Below are 22,947 nucleotides of genomic sequence, written 5' to 3' on the forward strand. Positions count from 1 at the left end.
CAGTCCCATTAGCGATTTCGAGAGACGGATGAACATCACCACCTTTGCCAAACGCCTTTGCCTGCTAGTCCCGCTGCTTCTCTCTCCGGCCGCGTTCGCGGTCGAGATGATGCCTTCGCCTCCACAACTGGCGGCCAAGGCCTATGTCCTCATGGATGCCAGCAGCGGCAATGTGCTGGTGGAGAACAATGGTGACCAGCGCCTGCCACCGGCCAGCCTGACCAAGCTGATGACTGCCTACATCGCCACGCTGGAAATCCGTCGTGGCCAGATCGGCGAGAACGATCCGGTCACCGTCAGCGAAAACGCCTGGCGCACCGGCGGTTCGCGGATGTTCATCAAGGTCGGCTCGCAGGTGACCGTCAGCGACCTGCTGCACGGCATCATCATCCAGTCCGGCAACGACGCCAGCGTCGCCCTGGCCGAGCACATCGCCGGCAGCGAAGATGCGTTCGCCGACATGATGAACAAAACCGTGGCCGACCTGGGCATGACCAACAGCCACTTCATGAACCCGACCGGCCTGCCGAACCCCGAGCACTACTCGTCGGCTCATGACATGGCGGTCCTGGCCCGGGCGATCATCCACGAAGACCCGGCGCACTACGCCATCTACTCCCAGAAGGAGTTCTTCTGGAACGGCATCAAGCAACCTAACCGCAACCTGCTGCTGTGGCGCGACAAGACCGTTGATGGCCTGAAGACCGGTCACACCGACGAAGCGGGCTATTGCATGGTGTCTTCGGCCGTGCGCGACGGCATGCGCCTGATCGCCGTGGTCTTCGGCACCAGCAGCGAAGTGGCTCGTGCCGCTGAAACCCAGAAGCTGCTGACCTACGGTTTCCGTTTCTTCGAAACCCAGACCTTCTACCAGAAGGGCACCGAACTGGCCCAGGCCCAGGTCTGGAAAGGTTCCACCAACCAGGTGAAGGCCGGCCTGGCGCAGGACCTGACCATGACCTTGCCTAAAGGCCAGCTCAAGAAGCTCGCCGCCAGCATGACCATGAATCCGCAACTGACCGCGCCGATCGCCAAGGGCGACGTCATCGGCAAGGTCGAAGTCAAACTGGAAGACAAGGTGGTGCACAGCGCCGACCTGATCGCGCTGGACGCGGTCGAGGAAGGTGGTATCTTCCGCCGCATGTGGGATAGCATCCGTCTATTCTTCTACGGCTTGTTCAACTGATTCCGAGTGTTGACCTGCATGGCCCCGTTCCTTGCCGGCACGGGGCCATGTTCGTTACCACGGCTTGCGAGGCCGTTACGCCATGACAGACTCTGAAGTAAAGGCGCCAAAGATCGAATTTCCCTGCGCGGATTATCCGATCAAAGTAATCGGTGACACCGGTGTGGGCTTCAAGGACAAGATCGTCGCGATCCTTGAGAAACACGCCACCGTTGACCTCAAGACCCTGGCCGAGCGCCAGAGTACCAACGGCAAGTACACGACGATCCAGTTGCACATCATTGCCACCGGTCAGGAACAGCTCTACGACATCAACAGCGAGCTGCGAGCGACCGGTTTCGTGCACATGGTGTTGTGATGCCAGGCACGCTGGGCTTTCGCGAGCTGGGCACAATGGCTTACGAGCCGGTCTGGCATGCCATGCAACGCTTCACGAACGAACGCGGCACCACCGCCGACGATGAAGTCTGGCTGGTCGAACACCCGCCGGTGTTCACCCAGGGCCAGGCGGGCAAGGCCGAGCATCTGTTGCTGCCGGGTGATATCCCGGTGGTCAAGGTCGACCGGGGCGGGCAGGTGACTTACCATGGTCCCGGCCAACTGGTTGCCTACCTGTTGCTGGACGTGCGCAAGCTGGGGTTCGGCGTGCGCGAGCTGGTCACGCGCATGGAGACGTGCCTGATCGAACTGCTCGCCAGCTACGGTGTGGCCGCGGCGGCCAAGCCCGATGCACCGGGCGTCTACGTCGACGGGGCGAAGATTGCCTCCCTTGGCCTGCGGATCCGCCATGGTTGTTCGTTCCACGGCCTGGCGTTGAACGTGGACATGAATCTTGAACCGTTTCGACGGATTAATCCCTGTGGCTACGCAGGGCTGGCGATGACCCAGCTGCGCGATTACACAGGATCGATTGAATTTGCCGAGGTAAGTGCCCGGCTGCGCGCGCAGCTCGTCAAACACCTCGACTATGCTGAGCAGACGACCCTCACGGGCGGAATCGACTGATATGACTACTGATGCAGTGCAAACCATGATCCCGACGCAGGACGTCACCGAACGTCCGGCCCCGCGTGCCAAGGTAGAGGCCGGCGTCAAGCTGCGCGGCGCCGAGAAGGTTGCACGCATTCCGGTCAAGATCATCCCCACCACCGAACTGCCGAAGAAACCCGACTGGATCCGCGTGCGCATCCCGGTTTCCCCGGAAGTCGACCGCATCAAGGCGCTGCTGCGCAAGCACAAGCTGCACAGCGTCTGCGAAGAAGCCTCCTGCCCGAACCTGGGCGAATGCTTCTCCGGCGGCACCGCGACATTCATGATCATGGGCGACATCTGCACCCGTCGCTGCCCATTCTGCGACGTCGGCCACGGTCGTCCGAAGCCATTGGACGTCAACGAGCCGGAAAGCCTGGCCATCGCCATTGCCGACCTGAAGCTCAAGTACGTGGTCATCACCTCGGTGGACCGCGACGACCTGCGTGACGGCGGCGCCCAGCACTTCGCCGACTGCATCCGCGAGATCCGCAAGCTGTCGCCGAACGTGCAGCTGGAAACCCTGGTGCCCGACTACCGTGGCCGCATGGACATCGCCCTGGAAATCACCGCCGCCGAGCCGCCGGATGTGTTCAACCACAACCTGGAAACCGTGCCACGCCTGTACAAGGCCGCGCGTCCGGGTTCGGACTACCAGTGGTCGTTGACCCTGCTGCAGCGCTTCAAGCAGATGATGCCGCATATTCCGACCAAGTCTGGCTTGATGCTGGGCCTGGGTGAGACGGATGAGGAAGTTATCGAGGTCATGAAGCGCATGCGTGAGCATGACATCGATATGTTGACTCTCGGCCAGTACCTGCAGCCTTCGCGTAGCCACTTGCCGGTGCAGCGTTTTGTACACCCGGATACCTTTGCCTGGTTTGCCGAGGAGGGATACAAGATGGGCTTCAAGAACGTGGCTTCGGGGCCGTTGGTGCGGTCTTCGTATCATGCGGATGAGCAGGCCAAGTTGGTCAAGGCTGAGCTTTTGGGTAGCTGATCCGTTTTTTGCGTAACGGCGGCTGATGGTTCCGCCCTTACGGCGGGTTACTTTTTTCAGACGCCAAAAAAGTAACCAAAAAGGCTTTGCCCCACCACTCGGTGCCTCGCCTAGGCTCGGCATGCCTGAACGAAGGCATCGCTCCGTGGGCCCGCCGCGATGGGCCATCCATGGCCCTGCGCGGCTAACCCGGCATCCATGCCGGGTTACCCACTGCGCAATACCTTCGTTCAGCCATCGTGGTTAACGGGGCGCTTCAGATCAAAAGCAAAAGCAAAAGCGAGGCGGCCTTAAGGGTCGACCCGGTTCCTGGTGGATCGCATATCGCCTGTGGGAGCGAGCCTGCTCGCGAAGGCGGTGTGTCAGTTTGCGGTGATGTTGGATGTACTGGCCTCTTCGCGAGCAGGCTCGCTCCCACAGGGTTTTGCGGCGTATGTGCATTGGGTGGCTGCCGAAAATGCAATGTGGGAGCGAGCCTGCTCGCGAAAGCGGTGTGTCAGTTTGCGGTGATGTTGGATGTACTGGCCTCTTCGCGAGCAGGCTCGCTCCCACAGGGTTTTGCGGCGTATGTGCATTGGATGGCTGCCGAAAATCCAATGTGGGAGCGAGCCTGCTCGCGAAAGCGGTGTGTCAGTTTGCGGTGATGTTGAATGTACTGGCCTCTTCGCGAGCAGGGTTTTGCGGCGTATGTGCATTGGGTGGCTGCCGAAAATCCAATGTGGGAGCGAGCCTGCTCGCGAAAGCGGTGGTTCAGCCAAATAAATCCTGGCTGATGCCCCGCTCTTGCTCTTGCTCTTGCTCTTGCTCTTGCTTTGGATCTTGATCTTGATCTTGACGCCCCGTTAAACCACGCTGGCCGAACGCAGGCATTGCGCAGTGGGCATCCCGGCATGGATGCCGGGATAGCCGCGCAGGGCCATGGATGGCCCATCGCGGCGGGCCCACGGAGCAATGCAGGAGTGAGGGAACACCTCGCCTAGGCGAGGTGCCGAGTGGTGGGGCACAGCCTTTTTGGTTACTTTTTTGGCGTTTGAAAAAAGTGACCCGCTGTAAGAGCGGAACCACCAGCCGCCGTTACAAAAAAAACGGATATACACACGATCAGACGATCAAAAAACCGGAAACCCCATGACCCCACACCACCCCGTCCCAGCACTCCCCCAAGAAGGCCTGATCGGCGTGATCGCCCCCGCCGGCCCCGCCCCCCTGGACACGGAAAAAGCCATCCAATGGATGCGCGCAAGGGGCCATGAACTGCGAATCTTCCCCGGCGTCTACGAAAAAGACGGCTACCTCGCCGGCCCCGACGAAATACGCCTCAACGACCTCCACGCCGCCTTCGCCGACCCCGAAATCAAAGCCCTCATCTGCCTACGCGGCGGCTACGGCACCCCCCGGCTGCTCGACCGCATCGACTTCGCCCTCATACGCCGCAACCCCAAGCCATTCGTAGGCTACAGCGACATCACCGCCCTGCACCTCGCCATCAGCCGCTACGCAGGCTTCGTCACCTTCCACGGGCCACTGCTCAACGCCGACCTCCTGGGCGACAAGGAACCCCCAACCGTCACCTCATTCTTCAGCCTGCTACGCGGTCAACTGAAGGCCGGCGATGCACTGAGCCATCCCGCAGCGTATCCGCTGACCACCGTCGAGCCGGGTGTCGCCCACGGTCGTCTGCTGGGAGGCAACCTGTCGATGATCGCCGCGACCATGGGCACGCCTTACCAGATCGACGCCGAAGGGGTGATCCTGTTCATTGAAGACGTCAACGAGCCCCTGTACCGCATCGACCGCCTGCTGACCCAACTGCGACTCGCAGGCACGCTGGCGAAGTTGCGCGGTGTATTGGTGGGGGACGTGGCCGGGGTGGATGTCGAGGCGTTGAACCGGTTGCTCAAGCAGACCTTCGAACCGTTGCGCATCCCGGTATTGTCCGGCTGGCGCAGCGGTCATTGCGATCCGAACCTGACCTTGCCAATGGGGGCGTTGGTGACGCTGGATGCAGGGGAGAAGAAGTTGGTGTTGGAGCAGGATGTGGTGGTCAGCGGCTAGTTAGGCAGCGCCAGAAAGTCAGTCTTCGCGAGCAGGCTCGCTCCCACAGGGGACTCTCGGTCAAATGTGGGAGCGAGCCTGCTCGCGAAAGCGGTGGCGGCCATACCGCAATTCAACGGCTGCGCAACGCCTCCAGCAACTTGTGCGTCGGATAACCGTCCGCCGGCCAGCCAAACGATTGCTGCGCACTGCGGATCGCCTTGCGGGTGTTGGCGCCGATGATGCCGTCGGGGTTGCCCGCGTCGTAGTTGTGCTTGCCGAGCAACGTCTGCAGTTCGATACGTTCGCTGCGGCTCAGCGGCAAGTCTTCCTTAGGCCACTGACCGTAGACCAGGCCCGCGCCGGTGAAGCGCTCTGACAACAGCCCAACCGCCAGCGCGTAGGACGACGAGTTGTTGTATTTGAGGATGGCGCGGAAGTTATCGAATATCAGGAACGCCGGGCCGCGATGGCCTGCCGGCAGGAGGAGGGACGCCGAGAGCTGCTTGTCCTCCGGCGTCATCGGCAGGCCGCCGTATTCTGAAACACCCAGCCGCTCCCATTCGGCGACGGGCTTGCGGATCGTGCCATCGGCCAACGTGTAGTCGAAGCCCTCATTGAGCGAGACCTCGAACCCCCATCGTTGGCCACGCTGCCAGCCCGAGCTCTGCAGATAATGCGCGGTCGAGGCGAGGGCATCCGTTGAGCTGCCCCAGATGTCGCGGCGACCGTCGCCGTCAAAATCCACCGCATGGGTGTTGTAGGTGGTCGGAATGAACTGGGTCTGGCCCATGGCACCGGCCCAGGAGCCGAGCATTTTTTCCGGTGTGATATCGCCCTGTTGCAGGATCTGCAGCGCGGCGATCAGTTGGGCATGGGCAAAGGCCGGACGCCGTCCCTCATAGGCCAGGGTTGCCAGGGAGTTGATGACGGACTTGGTGCCCTGGAACTGACCGAAATTGCTCTCCATGCCCCACACCGCCACCAGCGCCGCGCGATCGACGCCATAACGCTGCTCAATGTTTTGCAGGACCTGGGCATTCTGTTGGATCAGGCTCTTGCCTTTATTGATCCGCAGTGGCGACAGCGCGCCGTCGAGGTATTCCCACACGGGGCGGGTGAATTCCGGCTGGCTGCGGTCGGCCTTGATCACGCTCATGTCCGGGCTGACGCCGATGAACGCGCGATCGAACAGATCGCCGCGGATCCCGGCGGCCAGCGCCTCTCGGCGAAACCCGGCCTGCCATTCGGCGAAGGTCTGGGTCGGTACGATGTCCAGGTCTTCGCCAGTGGGCACCACAGGCGGCACGATGGCCGGTGCGGTCACGACGGGAGCTGTCTGGAGCGGTTGGGCATCGGCGGCCGTAGGTTTTTCGGCGCAGGCGACAAGCAGGGCGACGCTTGTGGCAACAATCATTTGGCGCAGTGGCCAACGATGGGAAAGACAGAAGGGCATGCACGGGTCCAGAAATACAAATCAGGTGCCGACCTTAACATGCGAAAGGGGCATAGGGCTTGTCTGGGTGTTTCAAGCCGCCAGAAAGCAAGAAGCCTCCCAGTTGTCAGACTGGAAGGCTTCGCGGCGGTAGCTGCCCTTGCCCTTGGCGGGTCGTTCCTGGCGGCTGCGGAACAGGGGCTGGGCGACGATGGACTTGGCCTTGTTGGGGCCATGCCTGGATGGCTTTTTGCTCATGATCGGATCTCTCGTGGGGTGGTTTTGCGGGGCAAATCATGGGACAGGACTGGGGGTTTGTCCATAGGGTAAATGGAGGCAATATTTGTAGGATCAAGGGCGGAAAAGATCGCAGCCTTCGGCAGCTCCTACAATGAAATGCACACCTCTGTAGGAGCTGCCGAAGGCTGCGATCTTTTATTCAGCGGGTAATGGCAGCCGTTGCCCGGCCATCAACAACGACAACCGACTCAGGCTCATCCACGGCGAGCCGGCAGCCTGGCCCTTGATCTGCGCATCGATGCGCTGGGCTTCCAACAGCAGTTGTGCCCAGCGCGACGCCGAGTACCGTTGCAGGGCTTTGCTCATCAGCGGTTTGCGTTTATCCCACACGGGAGGACGAGCCTGGCTGAAGGCCTTGTCCAGCGGCACGCCCTGGCTGTATTGCAGCGACAGGTTGGCCAGCAGCCGCAGCTCCCGGGCCAGGGCCCAGAGGATCACGGGAGGTTCGACGCCTTCGCCCCGCAGGCCTTCGAGCATCCGCAGGGCATGGGCGGCTTCGCCGTTGAGAATCGCATCGGTCAGCCCGAAGACGTCGAAGCGGGCACTGTCGGCCACGGCGGCCTGGACCGTTTCCACGGTGATCTGCCCACCTTCGGCCATCAGCTTGAGCTTTTCGATTTCCTGGGCGGCGGCCAGCAGGTTGCCTTCGACCCTGGCGGCGATCAGTTCCACCGCGTCCTGGCTGGCCGACAGCCCGGCCTGGGACAGTCGCTGGCGGATCCAGCTCGGCAACTGGCTGATATCCACCGGCCAGATCTGCACGAACTGGGTCTGCGGCCCTTCGACCAGGGCCTTGCCCCACTTGGTTTTCTGCGCACTGCCGTCGAGTTTCGGCAGGCTGATGAGCAGCACCGTGTCTTCGGCCGGGCGCGAGCAATATTCGATCAGCGCGGCGGCACCTTTGTCACCGGGCTTGCCGGAAGGCAGGCGCAGTTCCAACAGGCGTTTCTCGGCAAACAGCGACATGCTTGCCCCGGCCTGCAACAACGTACCCCAGTCAAAACTGGCGTCGGCGGCGAACACTTGGCGTTCGTCGAAACCTTGCTGGCGAGCGGCGGAGCGGATGGCGTCGGCGGCTTCCTGGCACAGCAGCGGGTCATCGCCGCTGATGATATAGACCGGCGCGAGGGCGCCTTGCAGGTGTTTGCCGAGTTGCGCGGGAGCGAGCTTCATAAGAGTAGGCGAGCGGGGCGCCAAGGCGCCCCGCAAGGCTTATTGAGCTGGAATTTGCATTGGCGACTGTTGCGGGGTTTCCGCCTCAGCCTTGCGTGCCGCTTCCAGTGCGTCGGCTTCTTGCTTGGCCTTGGCGTCGGCGGTCTGCTGCAATTGCTCCAACTGGGCCGGCGTCAGTTGCTGCAGGCGCAGCATCATGCGCTGAACCATGTCGCGACGCATTTCTTCGCGTACTTCGCTGGATTCCTGATCGGAACCCACGATGTTGTTGCCGTCATGCAGATAGACTTTTTGCACCTGGAGCTTGTCGTCCATCAACACAAGGTCGTTCTGGCCGCGGATTTGATAGTTCAGCACGTTGTTCAGCTCATATTCGGCCGAACGACCGGCACCGGCATAGCTCAGGCTGCGCTGGTTTTGCTGCTCGCGGGTCAAGACCAACTTGTACGGCGCACCGCTGTGGACCTTCACGCCGCTGTTTTCCAGCGCATCGCGCAATGCTTTTACTGTTTCGCCATAAGCATCGCGTGCGCTGAGGTCCAGCTCGGTGATGGCCAGATCGGTGGTGCCGGTACCGCGCAGTTGGAAGCCGCAGGCACTCAGCAGGACTGCGAGGCCCATAACCAGCAGATTACGTTTGATCATCTTGTTGCTCCCCTTGAAACCCATGGGCCGAGCGTGCGGCCCCGCAGGTCATGTTCGGCGCCGGGCCCATGGCCCGGTCGCCCGGTCCAATTAGCTTGCGACGATATTGACCAGCTTACCGGGCACGACGATCACTTTACGAATCGTCAGGCCATCGACAAAGCGCAGCACGTTCTCATTGGCTCGCGCCGCGGCTTCGACTTCTTCGCGAGTGGCGGCGGCCGGCATTTCGATCTGGCCGCGCAGCTTGCCATTGACCTGGATGACCAGGGTCAGGCTGTCTTGCACCAGCGCGGTTTCGTCCACCAGCGGCCAACGGGCGTCGATCACCGGGTCGGCGTGACCCAGTTGATTCCACAACTCGTGGCTGATGTGCGGGGTGATCGGCGCCAGCAGCAGCGTCACCGTCTCCAGGCCTTCATGGATCAACGCGCGATCCTGCTCGGTGCCTTGCGCGGCTTTTTCCAGCACGTTCATCAGCGTCATCACCTGGGCGATGGCGGTGTTGAATTTGTGGTTCTGGCCGACGTCATGGCTGGCCTGCTTGATGGCCAGGTGGATCGCGCGGCGAATGGCTTTCTGCTCGTCGTTCAGGCTGGCGACGTCCAGTTTGCCCGGCAGGCCCTGGGTGACGTGGGCCTGGGCCAGGCGCCAGACGCGCTTGAGGAAACGATGCGAGCCCTCGACGCCCGAGTCGGACCATTCGGCGCTCATGTCGGGCGGCGAGGCGAACATCATGAACAGGCGGCAGGTGTCGGCGCCGAACTGGTCGATCATCGACTGTGGATCGACGCCGTTGTTCTTCGACTTGGCCATTTTTTCAGTGCCGCCGATTTCCACCGGCAGGCCATCGGCGATCAGCTTGGCGCTGATGACCTTGGCCTTGCTGTCACGCTCGAGCTCGACGTCGCTCGGGTTGAACCACGTGTAGGCACCGTTGGCTTCGCGACGATAATAAGTCTCGGCGATCACCATGCCCTGGGTCAGCAGGTTCTTGAACGGCTCGTTGGAGCTCACCAGGCCTTCGTCGCGCATCAGCTTGTGGAAGAAGCGCGCGTAGAGCAGGTGGAGAATGGCGTGTTCGATGCCGCCGATGTACTGGTCCACCGGCAACCAATGGTCGGCCGCGGATTTTTCCACCAGGCCGCCTTCGAAGTGCGGCGAGGCGTAGCGCGCGTAGTACCAGGAGGACTCGACAAAGGTGTCCATGGTGTCGGTTTCACGCTTGGCCGGTGCACCGCATTTCGGGCAGTTGCACTCATAGAACTCAGGCATGCGCGCCAGGGGCGAACCCGCGCCGTCGGGCACCACGTCTTCCGGCAGGACCACCGGCAGTTGATCTTCCGGCACCGGCACGTCGCCGCAGGTGTCGCAATGCACGATCGGGATCGGGCAGCCCCAGTAGCGCTGGCGGCTGATGCCCCAGTCGCGCAGGCGGAACTGGGTGCGCGAGGCGCCGAGGTTCTTCTTGATGAGAGCCACTTCGATGGCGTCGAACGCGCCGGCGAAATCCAGGCCGTTGTACTCACCGGAATTGATCAGCTCGCCGTGCTCACCGTAGGCGTCTTGCCAAGGTGCCGGGGTCTGGTCGCCGGCGCTGGTGCGCACGACCGGTTTGACCGGCAGGTTGTATTTATGGGCGAATTCGAAATCGCGCTCGTCGTGGGCCGGAACGGCCATGACCGCGCCATCGCCGTAGTGCATCAGCACATAGTTGGCGACCCACACCGGCAGTTTCTCGCCGGTGAGCGGGTGCTCGACGAACAGCGAAGTCGCCAGGCCTTTCTTCTCCTGGGTGGCGACGTCGGCTTCGGCAACGCTGCCGCCCTTGCATTCGGCGATGAACGCCTGAAGCTCGGGGTTGTTCTGCGCTGCCAGGGTCGCCAGCGGGTGCTCGGCGGCCACGGCCACGTAAGTGGCGCCCATCAGGGTGTCTGGACGGGTGGTGAAGACTTTCAGGGTGCCGGCTTCGCCAATGGAGGCAACGTCGTAGGGGAACTGCACTTCCATGCCCCGGGACTTGCCGATCCAGTTGCGCTGCATGGTCTTGACCTGCTCGGGCCAGCCGGTCAGCTCGTCGAGGCTCTCCAGGAGTTCATCCGCGTAGGCGGTGATCTTGAAGTAGTACATCGGGATCTCGCGCTTTTCGATCAGCGCGCCGGAGCGCCAGCCGCGGCCGTCGATCACTTGCTCGTTGGCCAGTACGGTCTGGTCCACCGGGTCCCAGTTCACGGTGCCGTTCTTGCGGTAGATCACGCCTTTTTCGAACAGGCGGGTGAACAGCCATTGTTCCCAGCGGTAGTAATCAGGCTTGCAGGTGGTGACTTCGCGGGACCAGTCCACCGCCAGGCCCAGGCTGCGCAGCTGGGACTTCATGTAGGCGATGTTTTCGTAGGTCCACTTGGCGGGGGCCACGTTGTTCTTCATCGCGGCGTTTTCCGCCGGCATGCCGAAGGCGTCCCAACCCATGGGTTGCAGGACGTTCTTGCCTTGCATGCGCTGGTAGCGGGAGATCACGTCGCCGATGGTGTAGTTGCGCACGTGCCCCATGTGTAGCTTGCCGCTGGGGTAAGGGAACATCGACAGGCAGTAGTAAGTTTCCTTGCCTGGCTGTTCGCTGACTTCAAAGGACTTTTGCTCGTCCCAGAACGATTGGGCGGCGGCTTCGATTTCACGGGGCTGGTAGTGTTCGTGCATGGCTACTTTTGTACTGAATGGGGTGGCCCAATCCTCTTCGTTGCCATGCTGGACGCAGATGACGCCGAATGCGGCGTTTTCGATGCCCAGCCAAGCAGGAAGTGGAGTTACAGGAAGCGCCGTAGCATACATGACCGCGCTCTGCCGAGGGAAACCCTGATTGCTGCCGAACCATTACCGAGCCTTGCAGACCTTCGCCGACGATCGGCGTTCAGGGCCGTTGGTCGCGGCGCGCTGCCGGTTTGCCCAGCGAAGCTAAGCTTCTCAATGGGGAGTGAGTCTTATCTTCAATGAGGTGAGGGATGGTTGAATCACAACGAAAAGTCGCTACACCTGAGTTATACGAAAAACTGATCGATCGTCTCGGGGTGGCCCTTGACGCTGCAAGAACCGCCGGTCGCTTGCGTGATGAACGCCCGGCAGAGCTGGAACTGCGCGGCTTGAGCCCCGCAGAGTTCGAACTGGTCAAGGCCTACCTTGAGCAGGTCGGGCACCAGGCCCCTGCAATCGGGGCCCAGGCAAACAAGCGTCTCGATGCGCCCCGTTCGGCCAAAGTTGTCTGGCTAAAGGACCGGACGCCCGACAAGGATGCTGTAAAGGTCCGGTCACTGCAGTTCAAGTAACGCCGGATTCACGCGTGTCGCTTTTTTTTGATTCGATGTTTTTGGAATCTGTTGTCGCTTTGCGTCAACCCACCTAGGCTTCGGGCATCTATGGAGATGCCCGATGCCGTTTCGCTATTTCATCAAACAACTTTTATTGCCGCCCGGCATTCTTCTACTGCTGTTGGCGCTTGCCTGGTGGTGGCGTCACTCGCGGCCGCGCCTGGCCCGGGTGTGTTTCGCCGTGGGGTTGGGGGGCTTCTGGCTGTTGAGCCTGCCGGTGGTGGTGCAATGGAGCGCCCGGGCGTTGGAGCGCGAGGCGCCGCTGCTGCGCAGCGAATGGGCGACCCTGGCCCAGCGCGCCGACGCCATCGTGGTGCTGGGTTCGGGGCGTGAGCGCGGCGACCTGGCCTGGGGCGCCGACCAGCCCACCGGCATTGGTCTGGAGCGCCAGCGTTATGCCGCGCGGCTGGCCAAGGCGTCCGGTTTGCCGGTGCTGACCACCGGTGGCCTGCACTACGGCACTCCGCCCAGCGAAGCGAAGCTGATGGCCGACTCGATGCTGGAGGATTTCGGCGTCAACGTGCGCTGGCAGGAAGGGCGTAGCCGCACCACCTGGGAAAACGCCCAGATGAGCGCCGAGATCCTGTTGCCGGAAGGCGTCAAGCGGGTCGTAGTGGTGACCCAGGCCTGGCACATGCAGCGGTCAGTCTGGAGTTTCGAGCGCGCGGGGTTTGAAGTGGTGCCGGCGCCGGTGGGTTTCCTGGGGCAGGATAACGCCCGGCCACTGGGCGGCTGGATGCCGGAATTCAAGTCGATCTGGCAATCGGGACAGTTGATGAATGAAGCGGCGGGGCTGGTGGGGTATTGGTTGTTCTACCGTTGAGCACTGTAACGGCAAGTGGAATTATCCCGCTGGAACGCACCTGTAGGAGCTGTCGAGCGGAGCGAGGCTGCGATCTTGTCCCAGACAATTGAGTCGGGAGTGAAAGATCAAGATCAAAAGATCGTCCGAACGCGGCCCGAGCCTTCGGCAGCGCCTACAGAGTCCAGCAGGCGCGAGGATTATCGAAAACCTTAAACCGTCCTGGCCATCCGTCCCGCCATCAGCGCCCAGCCCAGCAGCAACACGCACAAGGTGATCAGCGGCCACGAGCGCCATTGCAGGTAAGGCGTCAGGTCGTGCATCGGCACCACGTCGCCATAGAGGATGCCGCGCTCGAATTGCGGGATGCTGGCGGTAATCTGGCCAAAGGGGTTGATCAGGCCGGTCACGCCGTTGTTGGTGGCGCGAATCATCCAGCGACCGGCTTCCAGCGCACGCATCTGCGCCATTTGCAGGTGTTGCAGCGGGCCGATCGAGGTGCCGAACCAGGTGTCGTTGCTGATGGTCAGGAGCAGATCACTGCGGGCCGAAAGGCTGGCGGCAAATTCCGGGTAGACCACCTCATAGCAGATAAAGGGCGCGATCTGGTATCCCTTGGCCTGCAGCAACGGCTGGTCAGCCGGGCCACGGGCAAAATCCGACATGGGCAGGTCAAAAAACGCGATCAGCCCGCGCAGCAGGTCCTGCAGCGGCACGTACTCGCCGAAGGGCACGAGCTTTTGCTTGAGGTAAGTCCCGTCGCCTTCACCCGTTACGGTGATGCCATTGAAGTAGCGTTTTTCGTGGCGCACCAGTTGGCGAATCGGCACGCCGGTAATCAGCGCCGAGTGCCGCTCGGCGGCAAAACTGCCCATCATGTCCAGGTAGCCCTGGGCGGACTCCTTGAGCACGGGCACGGCGGTTTCCGGCCAGATCAGCAGGTCGACACGCTTGGAGGTAAAACTCATGTCGCGGTACAGCGCCAATTGGGCGTTGAGCTGTTCCGGGTCCCATTTCATGCTTTGTTCAATGTTGCCCTGGATCGCCGCGACACTCAGCGGGTCTCCCGAAGGACTGGTCCAGGCATGCCCTTTGAGCGCCAGGCCGGCAAGCCATGGGCCAACCAACAGCGCCACGCCCGCGACGATGAAGCCTTTGCGCCCGGAACGCAGCAGCCGGGGCGCGTTGTACAGCAGCGCGGCGGTCAGGGCCAGGGAGAAGGAAATCAGCCACATCCCACCCAGCGGCGCGAGGCCGGCCAGTGGACCGTCGAGTTGGCTGTAGCCGGAGTAAAGCCAGGGGAAACCGGTCAGGAACCAGCCGCGAAACGCCTCCTGGCCCAACCACAGCGCAGCAAACGCCAGGGCATCGGCCAAGGGCGCTTCGCTGCGCCGCAGCCAACGCGCCCAGAGCCAGGCGGGCAGGGCAAAGAACCAGGCGATGGCGGCGATGAACAACAGCATCAGCAACCCGGCGAGCAACACCGACGCGCCACCGAAGTTATGGATGCTGACGTAGATCCAACTGGTGCCCGCGCCAAACAGGCCGAAGCCGAAACACCAGCCGCGTCCCAGTGCCTGGCGCGGCGAGAGCTCACGCAAGCCCGCATAAAACAGCCCGACCGCCAGCAATGCCAGCGGCCAGATATTGAAGGGCGCCAGGGCCAGGGTGGTGATCGCGCCGGCCGCCACGGCCAGCAGGTTACCGGGCCAGCCGGGGCGGGTTATCCAGCGCATTTGAATCCTTAGCGGGTCTCGCAGGGTTTAACGGGCAATGGGTGACAGGCGCAGCAGATGAATCCGGCGGCTGTCGGCATTCAGGATGCGGAAGCGCCAGGAACCGATCTCGGTGGTTTCGTTGCGCTTGGGCAGGTGTCCGAAAGCACTCATCACCAGGCCGCCGACGGTGTCGAACTCATCGTCGGAAAATTCGCTGTCAAAAAACTCGTTGAAGCTATCGATCGGCGTCAGCGCCTTGATCAGGAAGTCGCCGCTGGGCAGTGGCTTGATGTAGCTGTCTTCCTCGACGTCATGCTCATCCTCGATGTCGCCGACGATCTGTTCGAGCACGTCTTCAATGGTGACCAGTCCAGCCACGCCGCCGTATTCGTCGATGACGATGGCCATGTGGTTGTGGTTGGCGCGGAATTCACGCAACAGCACGTTCAGGCGCTTGGACTCGGGCACGAAGGTGGCCGGACGCAGCAGGTCCTTGATGTTGAAGCTGTCGCCGTTCTCCTGGAGGATCAGCGGCAGCAGGTCCTTGGCCAGCAGCACGCCCATGACATCGTCATGGCTTTCGCCGACGACCGGGTAGCGCGAGTGGGCGGAGTCGACCACGGCGGGCAGGAACTCACGAGGTGTCTGGGTCGCCTTGATGCTGATCATCTGCGAGCGCGGGACCATGATGTCCCGCACTTGCAGGTCAGCGACCTGGATGGCGCCTTCGACAATGGCCAGCGCTTCGCTGTCCAGCAATTTGTTCTGGTGTGCATCGCGCAGCAGCTCAAGCAGCTCCTGGCGGTTTTTCGGCTCATGGGCAAAAGCCTGGGTGAGCTTGCCCAGCCATGACTTATGCCCGTTGGTCGATCGATCTTCGCTCATAGCGATTACTCTGAATCCTTTGTCGTGACAGTTGATGTATCAATGTTCGTCGTCGGCGTAAGGGTCGGGATGCCCCAGTTCGGCAAGCAACGTCCGTTCCAGTCCTTCCATTTCCTCGGCCTCGTCGTCTTCTATATGGTCGTAGCCCAACAGATGCAAGCAGCCATGAATCACCAGATGGGCCCAGTGGGCTTCGGGGGACTTGCCTTGTTCGGCGGCTTCACGCTCAACGACCGGGACGCAGATCACCAGGTCGCCCAGCAATGGGATGTCGAGCAACTCGTCGGGAACGTCGGCGGGGAAGGACAGCACGTTGGTGGCGTAGTCTTTCTGGCGCCAGGTGTGGTTTAGCTCGCGGCCTTCGGGTTCGTCCACCAGGCGGATGGTCAGCTCCGAATCGGCGCTGCGCTGGCGCAGGGCCAGCTCGCACCATTGGCGGAACAGGGCCTCGCTGGGGGCAGTGTGGTCGCTGGCCAGTTGCAGGTCGAGTTCAAGCATTGCGGCCATTGCCTTTGCTGTCGGCCGACTCTTCCTCGGCGCGATGCTCGAAACGCTCGTAGGCTTCGACGATGCGCTGCACCAACGGATGGCGCACGACGTCCTTGGGCATGAAATGCGTGAAGCTGATGCCCGGGACGTCCTTGAGCACCTGGATCACGTGTTGCAGCCCGGACTTGGTGCCCCGGGGCAGGTCGACCTGGGTGATGTCCCCGGTGATGACGGCGGTGGAGCCGAAGCCGATCCGCGTCAGGAACATCTTCATCTGTTCGACCGTGGTGTTCTGGCTTTCGTCGAGGATGATGAAGCTGTTGTTCAGCGTGCGACCGCGCATATAGGCCAGCGGCGCGACCTCGATGACCTGGCGCTCGATCAGCTTGGCGACGTATTCGAAACCGAGCATTTCGTACAGCGCGTCATAGAGCGGACGCAGGTATGGGTCGATTTTCTGGGCCAGGTCGCCGGGCAGGAAGCCGAGCTTTTCGCCCGCCTCGACAGCCGGACGCACCAGCAGGATGCGTCGTACCTGTTCACGCTCCAGCGCGTCGACCGCACAGGCCACGGCCAGGTAGGTCTTGCCGGTGCCGGCCGGGCCGATGCCGAAGTTGATGTCGTTGGCCAGGATTTCCTTCACGTAGCGCTGCTGATTCAAGCCGCGTGGGCGAATCATGCCTTTTTTCGTGCGCAGGGCCACCGCAGGTTCGGAAGGGGCGTGGTTGTCGAGCTCTTCGACCGCCGATTCCTGCAGGAACAGGTGGACCATGTCCGGAGACAGCTCGCTTGCCTTGGTTTCCCGATAGAGGCGGCGCAACAGGTTTTCCGCGGAGGAGGTGTGCTTGGGTTCGCCGATCAGTTCGAACTGGTTCCCGCGGTTGCGGATCTCGATGGCCAGGCGCTGTTCGATCAAGCGTAGGTGCTCGTCGAATTGCCCGCACAGATTGGCGAAGCGGCGAGCCTCAAAGGGCTCGAGTATGAAACGATGAGGTTCGATGGGTGCGTTCAAGGTCGTTTTTAGCCGCCCAGGGGCAATTAAGATGAAATCAAGGATAACGCCAGTAGGCTGGGTGCGAAAGCTCTTAAACGGGCGAATCTGACAACAGGCCCCACACAACTCATTGTGGGGGCGAGCTTGCTCGCGATGGGGGCCCTGCATTCAACATAAGTATTGACTGTCATGCCGCTATCGCGAGCAAGCTCGCTCCCACAGGGGAGTTGTGTTGTTACTGGACCAGCGAACCACGCAGCGAGTGCGGTTGCGCGGCGTCGATGTGCACGTCGGCGAACTGGCCGATCAAGGCCGGCGTGTCGCAACGGAAGTTGACGATGCGGTTGTTCTCGGTGCGGCCCTGCAGTTCACCCGGGTCTTTTTTCGAGTAATCGGTGACCAGGATCCGCTGGACCGAACCGACCATTTGTCGGCTGATCTCGAAACCCTGTTGGTTCAGGCGGTGCTGCAAGGCGTTGAGTCGTTCCTTTTTGACTTCTTCCGGGGTTTCGTCCGCGAGATCGGCCGCCGGGGTCCCGGGGCGTTGGCTGTAGACGAAAGAATAGGAGAAGTCGAAGCCCACGTCTTCGATCAGCTTCATGGTCTGCTGGAAGTCTTTCTCGGTTTCGCCAGGGAAGCCGACGATGAAATCCGAGCTGATGCAAATGCCCGGCACTGCCGCACGCAATTTGCGCAGTTTGGATTTGTACTCCAATGCCGTGTGGTTTCGCTTCATGGCGGCGAGGATCCGGTCGGAGCCCGATTGCACCGGCAGGTGCAGGTGCTTGACCAGCTCCGGGACCTCGGCGTGGGCCTGGATCAGGCTGTCGGAGAATTCCAGCGGGTGGGACGTGGTGTAGCGGATGCGGTCGATGCCGTCCACCGCCGCTACTACACGGATGAGTTCGGCGAGGTCCGCCAGGCGCCCGTCGTGGGTCAGGCCGCGATAGCCGTTGACGTTCTGCCCCAGCAAGGTCACTTCGCGCACGCCGTTTTCAGCCAGGTGGATGATCTCTGCGATCACGTCGTCGAACGGTCGGCTGACTTCTTCGCCCCGGGTATAGGGCACCACGCAGAACGTGCAGTATTTGCTGCAGCCCTCCATCACCGAGACATAGGCGCTGGGACCGTCGATACGCGGCTCGGGCAGATGGTCGAATTTTTCGATTTCAGGGAACGAAACGTCGACTTGCGGCAGTTTGGTCACGCGCGCGGCATCGATCATTTCCGGCAGGCGGTGCAGGGTCTGCGGGCCGAAGACCACGTCCACGTACGGTGCGCGATCACGAATCGCCGCGCCTTCCTGGCTGGCCACGCAACCGCCCACGGCTATGACCATTTCCGGGTTGGCCAGCTTCAGTTCGCGCCAGCGACCCAGTTGGGAGTACACCCGGTCCTGGGCGCGCTCACGGATCGAGCAGGTGTTGAGCAGGATCACGTCCGCGTCTTCGGCGCGGGCGGTGACTTCCAGGGCCTGGTGTTCGCCCAGCAGATCGACCATGCGCGAGCTGTCGTACTCGTTCATCTGGCAACCGTGGGTTTCGATGTAAAGTTTCTTGGCCATGGACGGGATCATCACGTGATTCAAAGAACCGCGCATTATAGGCAACAAGTCCACGGGTTCCTACCGCTGTGCGAGCAGTGGCTATGCTATAGTTCGCGCCCTCATTTTTACCCGCCGATGTATTTCGCCTGCCATGACCAAACGTGAAGCTCCAATCTACAAGGTGATTTTCCTCAACCAGGGCCAGGTGTTCGAAATGTACGCCAAGCAGATCTATCAAAGTGATCTGTGGGGCTTCCTGGAAGTCGAGGAATTCGTCTTTGGCGAGCGCACGCAAGTGGTCGTCGACCCGAGCGAAGAAAAGCTCAAGGCGCAGTTCGAAGGCGTGGTGCGCAGCTTCGTGCCAATGCATTCGATCGTGCGCATCGATGAAGTGGAACGCCTCGGCACGCCAAAAATCAGCGAAGCCCGCGGCGCGGTCGGCAATGTGATGCCGTTTCCGATGCCGATGCCTGAGAAGTAAGGAATATTTGTGCTGCTGCGCCGGGCCCTGTAGGAGCTGGCGAAGCCTGCGATCTTTTGATCTTGATCTTGATCTTGAACTTTCGCTCTGGATTCAATTGCCAGGAGAAAGATCGCAGCCTCGTTGCACTCGGCAGCTCCTACAGCTCCTACAGCTCCTACAGGGCAGGCTGTGTGGTTCAGGGCAGTGGCGAGAAAGGCGTGCGCCCATCGGCGTTCTGCAATTCCATCAGGTATTTGCGAAAGATCTGCCCCAGCACCTGGGTCGCCACTTCCAGCTCGTCGCGGGGCATCTGCTCGGCGACTTCGTCAGCGGTGTCCAGTGCCTCTTCGGCGCCATTGACCGCTGCCATCTTCAAGACGATATAAGCCTGGACATTGTTGGCCGGCACACCTTCGCCATGGAAGAACATGCCACCGAGCTTGAATTGCGCCTGGGCATGGCCTTGCAGCGAGGCTTTTTCGTAATAATTGAGGGCCAGCTTGAGGTCGCGGGGCGCGGCCTTGCCGTCGTAGTAGAACTCACCCAACTCGTATTGCGCTTGCGCGTCGCCCGCGTCGGCCGCTTTTCGACAGGCGTCGAGTGCCGGTGCGAGATCTTGTGGCTGGGTGTTGAGCGTGCAACGGCCCATCGCCGGGATCAACAACGAGTTACCGCCTGCCTGTGCATTCGCGAACAGGGGCTGAAGGAGCAACAGGCAGCCCAGGGCAAGGGTGCGGCCGGTGCGGTTCATGGGAATCGACTTACCTCTGAGGGGCGCGTGGACCCTCCGGGGGATCCAATAAGCGCGCATTATGAAATAAGCGGGGCCATCCTTACAAAGTCTTTACTCGTTTTTCTGCTGCGATGGAACGGCAGGGACGGCTTATGGGGCAAATATGTAGGAAAAAGCGCGGGGGCCATGGGCAATAACTGACGCTGGGGTGAGCCAGCGTCACTTATCCACAGGCTTACTTCAGCGCCGCAAAGGCCCGCTCGGCCGCGTCGAGCGTGATTTTCAACTCGGCGTCGCCATGGGCGATGGAGGTGAAGCCGGCTTCGAACGCGCTCGGCGCGAGGTAGACGCCACCTTCGAGCATCAGGTGGAAGAAGCGCTTGAAGCGGTCAGAGTCGCTGGCCATCACGTCGTCGAAGGTCACGATGTCATCGGCGCCACTGAAATACAGGCCGAACATGCCGCCGGCCTGGGTGGTGACAAACGGAATGCCCGCTGCATCGGCACGTACCTGCAAGCCATCGAGCAGGCGCGTGGTGAAGTCGGTCAGTTCGGCATGGAAACCCGGGCGGCTGATCAGGCGCAGAGTGGTCAGGCCGGCGGCCATGGCCAGCGGGTTGCCCGACAGTGTGCCGGCCTGGTAGACCGGGCCCAGCGGTGCGATGCACTCCATGATCGCGCGCTTGCCGCCAAAGCAGCCCACCGGCATGCCGCCGCCGATGATCTTGCCGAAGGTGCTCAAGTCCGGCGTCACACCGTAATGGGCCTGGGCGCCACCGAGGGCAACACGGAAACCGGTCATCACTTCATCGAAAATCAACACCACGCCATGCTGGTCGCACAGGCTGCGCAGGCCTTCGAGGAAGCCTGGCGCCGGCGGCACGCAGTTCATGTTGCCGGCCACTGGCTCGACAATGATGCAGGCCACTTCCTGGCCGACTTCGCCGAGCATCTTCTCGACTTCATCAAGGTCGTTGAACGGCAGCGTCAGGGTATGTCTGGCGAACGCCGCCGGCACGCCCGCCGAGCTCGGCACGCCTTGGGTCAGCGCGCCGGAACCGGCCTTGACCAGCAGGCTGTCGGAATGGCCGTGATAGCAGCCTTCGAACTTGATGATGCTGTCGCGGCCGGTGTAGCCGCGGGCCAGGCGAATCGCGCTCATGGTCGCTTCGGTGCCGGAGCTGACCATGCGCACCATTTCCATCGACGGCACGATGGAGCAGACCAGGTCGGCCATCTCGGTTTCCATCGCGGTCGGGGCGCCGTAGGACAGGCCGTGTTCCAACTGCTTGCGCACCGCATCCAACACGTCCGGATGGCTGTGGCCGAGGATCATCGGCCCCCAGGAGCCCACATAGTCAACGTAGCGCTTGTCGTCTTCGTCGGTGACGTACGCGCCTTCGGCATGCTTGAAGAACAGCGGGGTGCCGCCGACGCTCTTGAACGCACGAACGGGCGAGTTCACGCCGCCGGGGATGTGTTTCTGGGCGTTGGCAAACAGGGTTTCGGAACGGGACATGGTTGGGCTCTCGAAAACGGAAATGACTATTTGATGAGCAGCAGGTCGTTGAAGGCGCGGGCGCGGCGCGTCACTTCAGCGGTGCTGTCGGCGCCGAACAGGCCATGGACCACCGCGAGCAGATCGACCCCGTGGGCCACCAGGGGGGCGGCGTTTTCCAGGGTGATGCCGCCGATCGCGCAAATCGGTACATGCAATTTGATGCGGGCCTGTTCGAGCAGTTCAAGGTTTGCGCTGGGCGCCCCGGGCTTGGTGCTGGAGTTGAAAAAACGGCCGAACGCGACGTAGCTGGCGCCTTCGTTGACGGCCTGTTCGGCCAATTCCAGGCTGGCGTGGCACGTAGAGCCGACGATTGCCTTGTGGCCCAGCAACGCCCGCACCGGTGCCAACGGGCCATCGGTCTGGCCCAGGTGGACGCCGACGCCGAGGCGCGCGGCCAGTTCGGCGTCATCGTTGATGATCAGTTGGGTCTTGTAGCGTTCGCACAGGTTGCGCAGGGCTTCGGCTTCCCGCAGGCGCCGGGCCTCGTCGCTGCTCTTGTCGCGGTATTGCAGCAACGTCACGCCACCTTCCAGCGCCGCTTCGACATAGGCGAGGAATTTGCCGGCCAGCAACTGGCTATCGGTGACGGCATAAAGGCCACGTAATTTCATTCCACGGCTCCTGTGCTACGAGCAGAAATCCAGCGGCAGGCGACGCGGTACGAACTGGCCTTTGCCCAGTTGTTCGGCATCGCGCAGGGTGCGCCAGGTGTAGTCCAGCGCTGTCTTGACCGCGCTGGCGAGCTGTTCGCCCTGGGCCAGCCGACCGGCGATGGCGCTGGCGAGGGTGCAACCGGAACCGTGGTAGCTGCCGGGCAAGCGCTGGCAGGTGAACGTTTCGCGGTGCCCGTCACGGCTGTAGAGGCGATTATGGACTTCATGCTCGTCGCCGTGACCGCCGGTGATCAGCAAGTGCTTGACGAAGGGCAGCAATTTTTCGGCGCATTCATCGGCGCTGCCTTCTGGCAGTTCGGCGAGGATGCGTGCTTCGGGCAGGTTGGGCGTGGCGATGATCGCCAGCGGCAGCAGGCGTTCGCGCATGGCGTAGCCGACTTCATCCTTGCCCAGCCGCCCGCCGCCACCGGCGCGTAGCACTGGGTCGCAGACCATCGGCAGATGCGGGTGCGCCTGGAGCAGCTCGACCACCGTGTCGACCATTTCCAGCGAGCCGAGCATCCCCAGCTTGACCGCCGCCACGGGCGAATCGTTGAGCACGGCATTGGCTTGCGCCAGCACCCACTCGCGATCGAGTACGCGGAAATCGCTGACGTTGACGGTGTCTTGCACGGTCAACGCGGTAACGGCCGGGGCGGCATGACATCCCTGGGCGAGCAGGGCTTCGATATCTGCCTGCAAGCCGGCGCCACCACTGGGATCGTGGCCGGAGAGACAGAGGACAACGGGGCGAGAGCTGTAGATATTCATGGTGCGCGAGCTTATCACCAAACCCCACCGATCGGCGCGCACCTCTGTTGATGCAAGTCGTCTGTGGCGAGGGGATTTATCTGTGGCGAGGGGATTTAGCGAAACGTCGCACCGCCCCGTTGGGGTGCGAAGCGCCCCCATTCAAACTGCCTGGTATCCGCGGCGACA

22 protein-coding genes are annotated in these 22,947 nt (G+C 62.0%); 8 read left to right on the plus strand and 14 right to left on the minus strand.

Features of this window, described 5'->3' with window-relative positions:
- Window positions 1–28: 28 nt before the first annotated feature.
- The 5 genes from M8Q45_RS00700 to M8Q45_RS00720 all read left to right on the plus strand — a co-directional run bounded on the left by M8Q45_RS00700 (window position 29) and on the right by M8Q45_RS00720 (window position 5,270).
- Complete coding sequence (locus tag M8Q45_RS00700; protein WP_030140374.1) at window positions 29–1,186, plus strand: D-alanyl-D-alanine carboxypeptidase family protein; 1,158 nt, start codon at window positions 29–31, stop codon at window positions 1,184–1,186.
- An 82-nt stretch (window positions 1,187–1,268) separates the two neighbouring features.
- Complete coding sequence (locus tag M8Q45_RS00705; protein WP_030140373.1) at window positions 1,269–1,544, plus strand: DUF493 domain-containing protein; 276 nt, start codon at window positions 1,269–1,271, stop codon at window positions 1,542–1,544.
- Entirely contained in the window at window positions 1,544–2,191 is a 648-nt protein-coding gene (lipB, locus tag M8Q45_RS00710; protein ID WP_249873219.1) for a lipoyl(octanoyl) transferase LipB, read from the plus strand. The genes M8Q45_RS00705 and lipB overlap by 1 nt, the downstream gene beginning before the upstream one ends.
- 1 nt (window position 2,192) lies before the next feature.
- On the plus strand, window positions 2,193–3,215 hold the full coding sequence (lipA, locus tag M8Q45_RS00715; RefSeq protein ID WP_024776648.1) for a lipoyl synthase: 1,023 nt from the start codon (window positions 2,193–2,195) through the stop codon (window positions 3,213–3,215).
- A 1,128-nt stretch (window positions 3,216–4,343) separates the two neighbouring features.
- Window positions 4,344–5,270, plus strand: a complete 927-nt coding sequence (locus M8Q45_RS00720; RefSeq protein WP_249873220.1) for a S66 peptidase family protein — start codon at window positions 4,344–4,346, stop codon at window positions 5,268–5,270.
- Between the two features lie 112 nt (window positions 5,271–5,382).
- Here M8Q45_RS00720 and M8Q45_RS00725 read toward each other — a convergent pair whose 3' ends face one another.
- The 5 genes from M8Q45_RS00725 to leuS form a co-directional block, all read right to left on the minus strand.
- Window positions 5,383–6,705: a lytic murein transglycosylase gene (locus M8Q45_RS00725; RefSeq protein WP_249873221.1), complete on the minus strand. Its 1,323-nt coding sequence runs from the start codon at window positions 6,703–6,705 to the stop codon at window positions 5,383–5,385.
- Between the two features lie 72 nt (window positions 6,706–6,777).
- Window positions 6,778–6,942, minus strand: a complete 165-nt coding sequence (gene arfA, locus M8Q45_RS00730) for an alternative ribosome rescue factor ArfA (protein ID WP_030140368.1) — start codon at window positions 6,940–6,942, stop codon at window positions 6,778–6,780.
- A 177-nt stretch (window positions 6,943–7,119) separates the two neighbouring features.
- On the minus strand, window positions 7,120–8,157 hold the full coding sequence (holA, locus tag M8Q45_RS00735; RefSeq protein WP_249873222.1) for a DNA polymerase III subunit delta: 1,038 nt from the start codon (window positions 8,155–8,157) through the stop codon (window positions 7,120–7,122).
- Between the two features lie 39 nt (window positions 8,158–8,196).
- Window positions 8,197–8,802, minus strand: a complete 606-nt coding sequence (locus M8Q45_RS00740) for an LPS-assembly lipoprotein LptE (protein WP_249873223.1) — start codon at window positions 8,800–8,802, stop codon at window positions 8,197–8,199.
- Between the two features lie 90 nt (window positions 8,803–8,892).
- Window positions 8,893–11,499, minus strand: a complete 2,607-nt coding sequence (leuS, locus tag M8Q45_RS00745) for a leucine--tRNA ligase (protein ID WP_249873224.1) — start codon at window positions 11,497–11,499, stop codon at window positions 8,893–8,895.
- Window positions 11,500–11,801: 302 nt separating this feature from the next.
- Here leuS and M8Q45_RS00750 point away from each other — a divergent pair, with 302 nt between their 5' ends.
- Window positions 11,802–12,122: a hypothetical protein gene (locus M8Q45_RS00750; protein ID WP_181289424.1), complete on the plus strand. Its 321-nt coding sequence runs from the start codon at window positions 11,802–11,804 to the stop codon at window positions 12,120–12,122.
- Between the two features lie 103 nt (window positions 12,123–12,225).
- Window positions 12,226–12,987, plus strand: coding sequence for a YdcF family protein (locus M8Q45_RS00755; RefSeq protein WP_249873225.1), 762 nt, complete (start codon window positions 12,226–12,228; stop codon window positions 12,985–12,987).
- Between the two features lie 191 nt (window positions 12,988–13,178).
- Here the strand turns inward: M8Q45_RS00755 and lnt are convergent, their stop codons facing one another.
- The 5 genes from lnt to miaB form a co-directional block, all read right to left on the minus strand.
- Window positions 13,179–14,702, minus strand: coding sequence for an apolipoprotein N-acyltransferase (lnt, locus tag M8Q45_RS00760; protein WP_249873226.1), 1,524 nt, complete (start codon window positions 14,700–14,702; stop codon window positions 13,179–13,181).
- Between the two features lie 27 nt (window positions 14,703–14,729).
- Window positions 14,730–15,569 (minus strand): CorC family transporter, encoded by an 840-nt coding sequence (locus tag M8Q45_RS00765; RefSeq protein ID WP_030140361.1) that lies wholly within the window; start codon window positions 15,567–15,569, stop codon window positions 14,730–14,732.
- A 39-nt stretch (window positions 15,570–15,608) separates the two neighbouring features.
- Complete coding sequence (gene ybeY / locus M8Q45_RS00770) at window positions 15,609–16,067, minus strand: rRNA maturation RNase YbeY (protein ID WP_249873227.1); 459 nt, start codon at window positions 16,065–16,067, stop codon at window positions 15,609–15,611.
- Window positions 16,060–17,070: a PhoH family protein gene (locus M8Q45_RS00775; RefSeq protein WP_249873228.1), complete on the minus strand. Its 1,011-nt coding sequence runs from the start codon at window positions 17,068–17,070 to the stop codon at window positions 16,060–16,062. The genes ybeY and M8Q45_RS00775 overlap by 8 nt, the downstream gene beginning before the upstream one ends.
- Before the next feature lie 217 nt (window positions 17,071–17,287).
- A complete protein-coding gene (gene miaB, locus M8Q45_RS00780) occupies window positions 17,288–18,616 on the minus strand; it encodes a tRNA (N6-isopentenyl adenosine(37)-C2)-methylthiotransferase MiaB (protein WP_030140358.1) in 1,329 nt (442 codons plus the stop codon).
- Window positions 18,617–18,749: 133 nt separating this feature from the next.
- On the opposite strand from miaB, the gene M8Q45_RS00785 reads away from it, so the two are divergent.
- A complete protein-coding gene (locus M8Q45_RS00785) occupies window positions 18,750–19,079 on the plus strand; it encodes a DUF1820 family protein (protein ID WP_003185742.1) in 330 nt (109 codons plus the stop codon).
- A 178-nt stretch (window positions 19,080–19,257) separates the two neighbouring features.
- On the opposite strand, the gene M8Q45_RS00790 is transcribed toward M8Q45_RS00785, so the two are convergent.
- The 4 genes from M8Q45_RS00790 to M8Q45_RS00805 all read right to left on the minus strand — a co-directional run bounded on the left by M8Q45_RS00790 (window position 19,258) and on the right by M8Q45_RS00805 (window position 22,779).
- Window positions 19,258–19,812 (minus strand): tetratricopeptide repeat protein, encoded by a 555-nt coding sequence (locus M8Q45_RS00790; RefSeq protein ID WP_249873229.1) that lies wholly within the window; start codon window positions 19,810–19,812, stop codon window positions 19,258–19,260.
- 217 nt (window positions 19,813–20,029) lie between these two features.
- Window positions 20,030–21,313 (minus strand): glutamate-1-semialdehyde 2,1-aminomutase, encoded by a 1,284-nt coding sequence (gene hemL / locus M8Q45_RS00795; RefSeq protein ID WP_249873230.1) that lies wholly within the window; start codon window positions 21,311–21,313, stop codon window positions 20,030–20,032.
- Between the two features lie 26 nt (window positions 21,314–21,339).
- Window positions 21,340–21,966 (minus strand): thiamine phosphate synthase, encoded by a 627-nt coding sequence (gene thiE, locus M8Q45_RS00800; RefSeq protein WP_030140355.1) that lies wholly within the window; start codon window positions 21,964–21,966, stop codon window positions 21,340–21,342.
- Between the two features lie 15 nt (window positions 21,967–21,981).
- The gene (locus tag M8Q45_RS00805) at window positions 21,982–22,779 is read right to left on the minus strand and encodes a hydroxymethylpyrimidine/phosphomethylpyrimidine kinase (protein ID WP_030140354.1); all 798 of its coding nucleotides are present in this window, start codon (window positions 22,777–22,779) and stop codon (window positions 21,982–21,984) included.
- Window positions 22,780–22,947 lie beyond the last annotated feature (168 nt).

Source organism: Pseudomonas sp. T1.Ur, assembly GCF_023516725.1.
GTDB classification, from domain to species: Bacteria; Pseudomonadota; Gammaproteobacteria; order Pseudomonadales; family Pseudomonadaceae; genus Aquipseudomonas; species Aquipseudomonas alvandae.

What these genes read in the sequence shown, in the direction of transcription:
- M8Q45_RS00700 (WP_030140374.1), top strand. Translation starts at nt 29, where the DNA reads ATGAACATCACCACCTTTGCCAAACGCCTTTGCCTGCTAGTCCCGCTG.
- M8Q45_RS00705 (WP_030140373.1), top strand. Translation starts at nt 1,269, where the DNA reads ATGACAGACTCTGAAGTAAAGGCGCCAAAGATCGAATTTCCCTGCGCG.
- lipB (WP_249873219.1), top strand. Translation starts at nt 1,544, where the DNA reads ATGCCAGGCACGCTGGGCTTTCGCGAGCTGGGCACAATGGCTTACGAG.
- lipA (WP_024776648.1), top strand. Translation starts at nt 2,193, where the DNA reads ATGACTACTGATGCAGTGCAAACCATGATCCCGACGCAGGACGTCACC.
- M8Q45_RS00720 (WP_249873220.1), top strand. Translation starts at nt 4,344, where the DNA reads ATGACCCCACACCACCCCGTCCCAGCACTCCCCCAAGAAGGCCTGATC.
- M8Q45_RS00725 (WP_249873221.1), bottom strand. Translation starts at nt 6,705, where the DNA reads ATGCCCTTCTGTCTTTCCCATCGTTGGCCACTGCGCCAAATGATTGTT.
- arfA (WP_030140368.1), bottom strand. Translation starts at nt 6,942, where the DNA reads ATGAGCAAAAAGCCATCCAGGCATGGCCCCAACAAGGCCAAGTCCATC.
- holA (WP_249873222.1), bottom strand. Translation starts at nt 8,157, where the DNA reads ATGAAGCTCGCTCCCGCGCAACTCGGCAAACACCTGCAAGGCGCCCTC.
- M8Q45_RS00740 (WP_249873223.1), bottom strand. Translation starts at nt 8,802, where the DNA reads ATGATCAAACGTAATCTGCTGGTTATGGGCCTCGCAGTCCTGCTGAGT.
- leuS (WP_249873224.1), bottom strand. Translation starts at nt 11,499, where the DNA reads ATGCACGAACACTACCAGCCCCGTGAAATCGAAGCCGCCGCCCAATCG.
- M8Q45_RS00750 (WP_181289424.1), top strand. Translation starts at nt 11,802, where the DNA reads ATGGTTGAATCACAACGAAAAGTCGCTACACCTGAGTTATACGAAAAA.
- M8Q45_RS00755 (WP_249873225.1), top strand. Translation starts at nt 12,226, where the DNA reads ATGCCGTTTCGCTATTTCATCAAACAACTTTTATTGCCGCCCGGCATT.
- lnt (WP_249873226.1), bottom strand. Translation starts at nt 14,702, where the DNA reads ATGCGCTGGATAACCCGCCCCGGCTGGCCCGGTAACCTGCTGGCCGTG.
- M8Q45_RS00765 (WP_030140361.1), bottom strand. Translation starts at nt 15,569, where the DNA reads ATGAGCGAAGATCGATCGACCAACGGGCATAAGTCATGGCTGGGCAAG.
- ybeY (WP_249873227.1), bottom strand. Translation starts at nt 16,067, where the DNA reads ATGCTTGAACTCGACCTGCAACTGGCCAGCGACCACACTGCCCCCAGC.
- miaB (WP_030140358.1), bottom strand. Translation starts at nt 18,616, where the DNA reads ATGGCCAAGAAACTTTACATCGAAACCCACGGTTGCCAGATGAACGAG.
- M8Q45_RS00785 (WP_003185742.1), top strand. Translation starts at nt 18,750, where the DNA reads ATGACCAAACGTGAAGCTCCAATCTACAAGGTGATTTTCCTCAACCAG.
- M8Q45_RS00790 (WP_249873229.1), bottom strand. Translation starts at nt 19,812, where the DNA reads ATGAACCGCACCGGCCGCACCCTTGCCCTGGGCTGCCTGTTGCTCCTT.
- hemL (WP_249873230.1), bottom strand. Translation starts at nt 21,313, where the DNA reads ATGTCCCGTTCCGAAACCCTGTTTGCCAACGCCCAGAAACACATCCCC.
- thiE (WP_030140355.1), bottom strand. Translation starts at nt 21,966, where the DNA reads ATGAAATTACGTGGCCTTTATGCCGTCACCGATAGCCAGTTGCTGGCC.
- M8Q45_RS00805 (WP_030140354.1), bottom strand. Translation starts at nt 22,779, where the DNA reads ATGAATATCTACAGCTCTCGCCCCGTTGTCCTCTGTCTCTCCGGCCAC.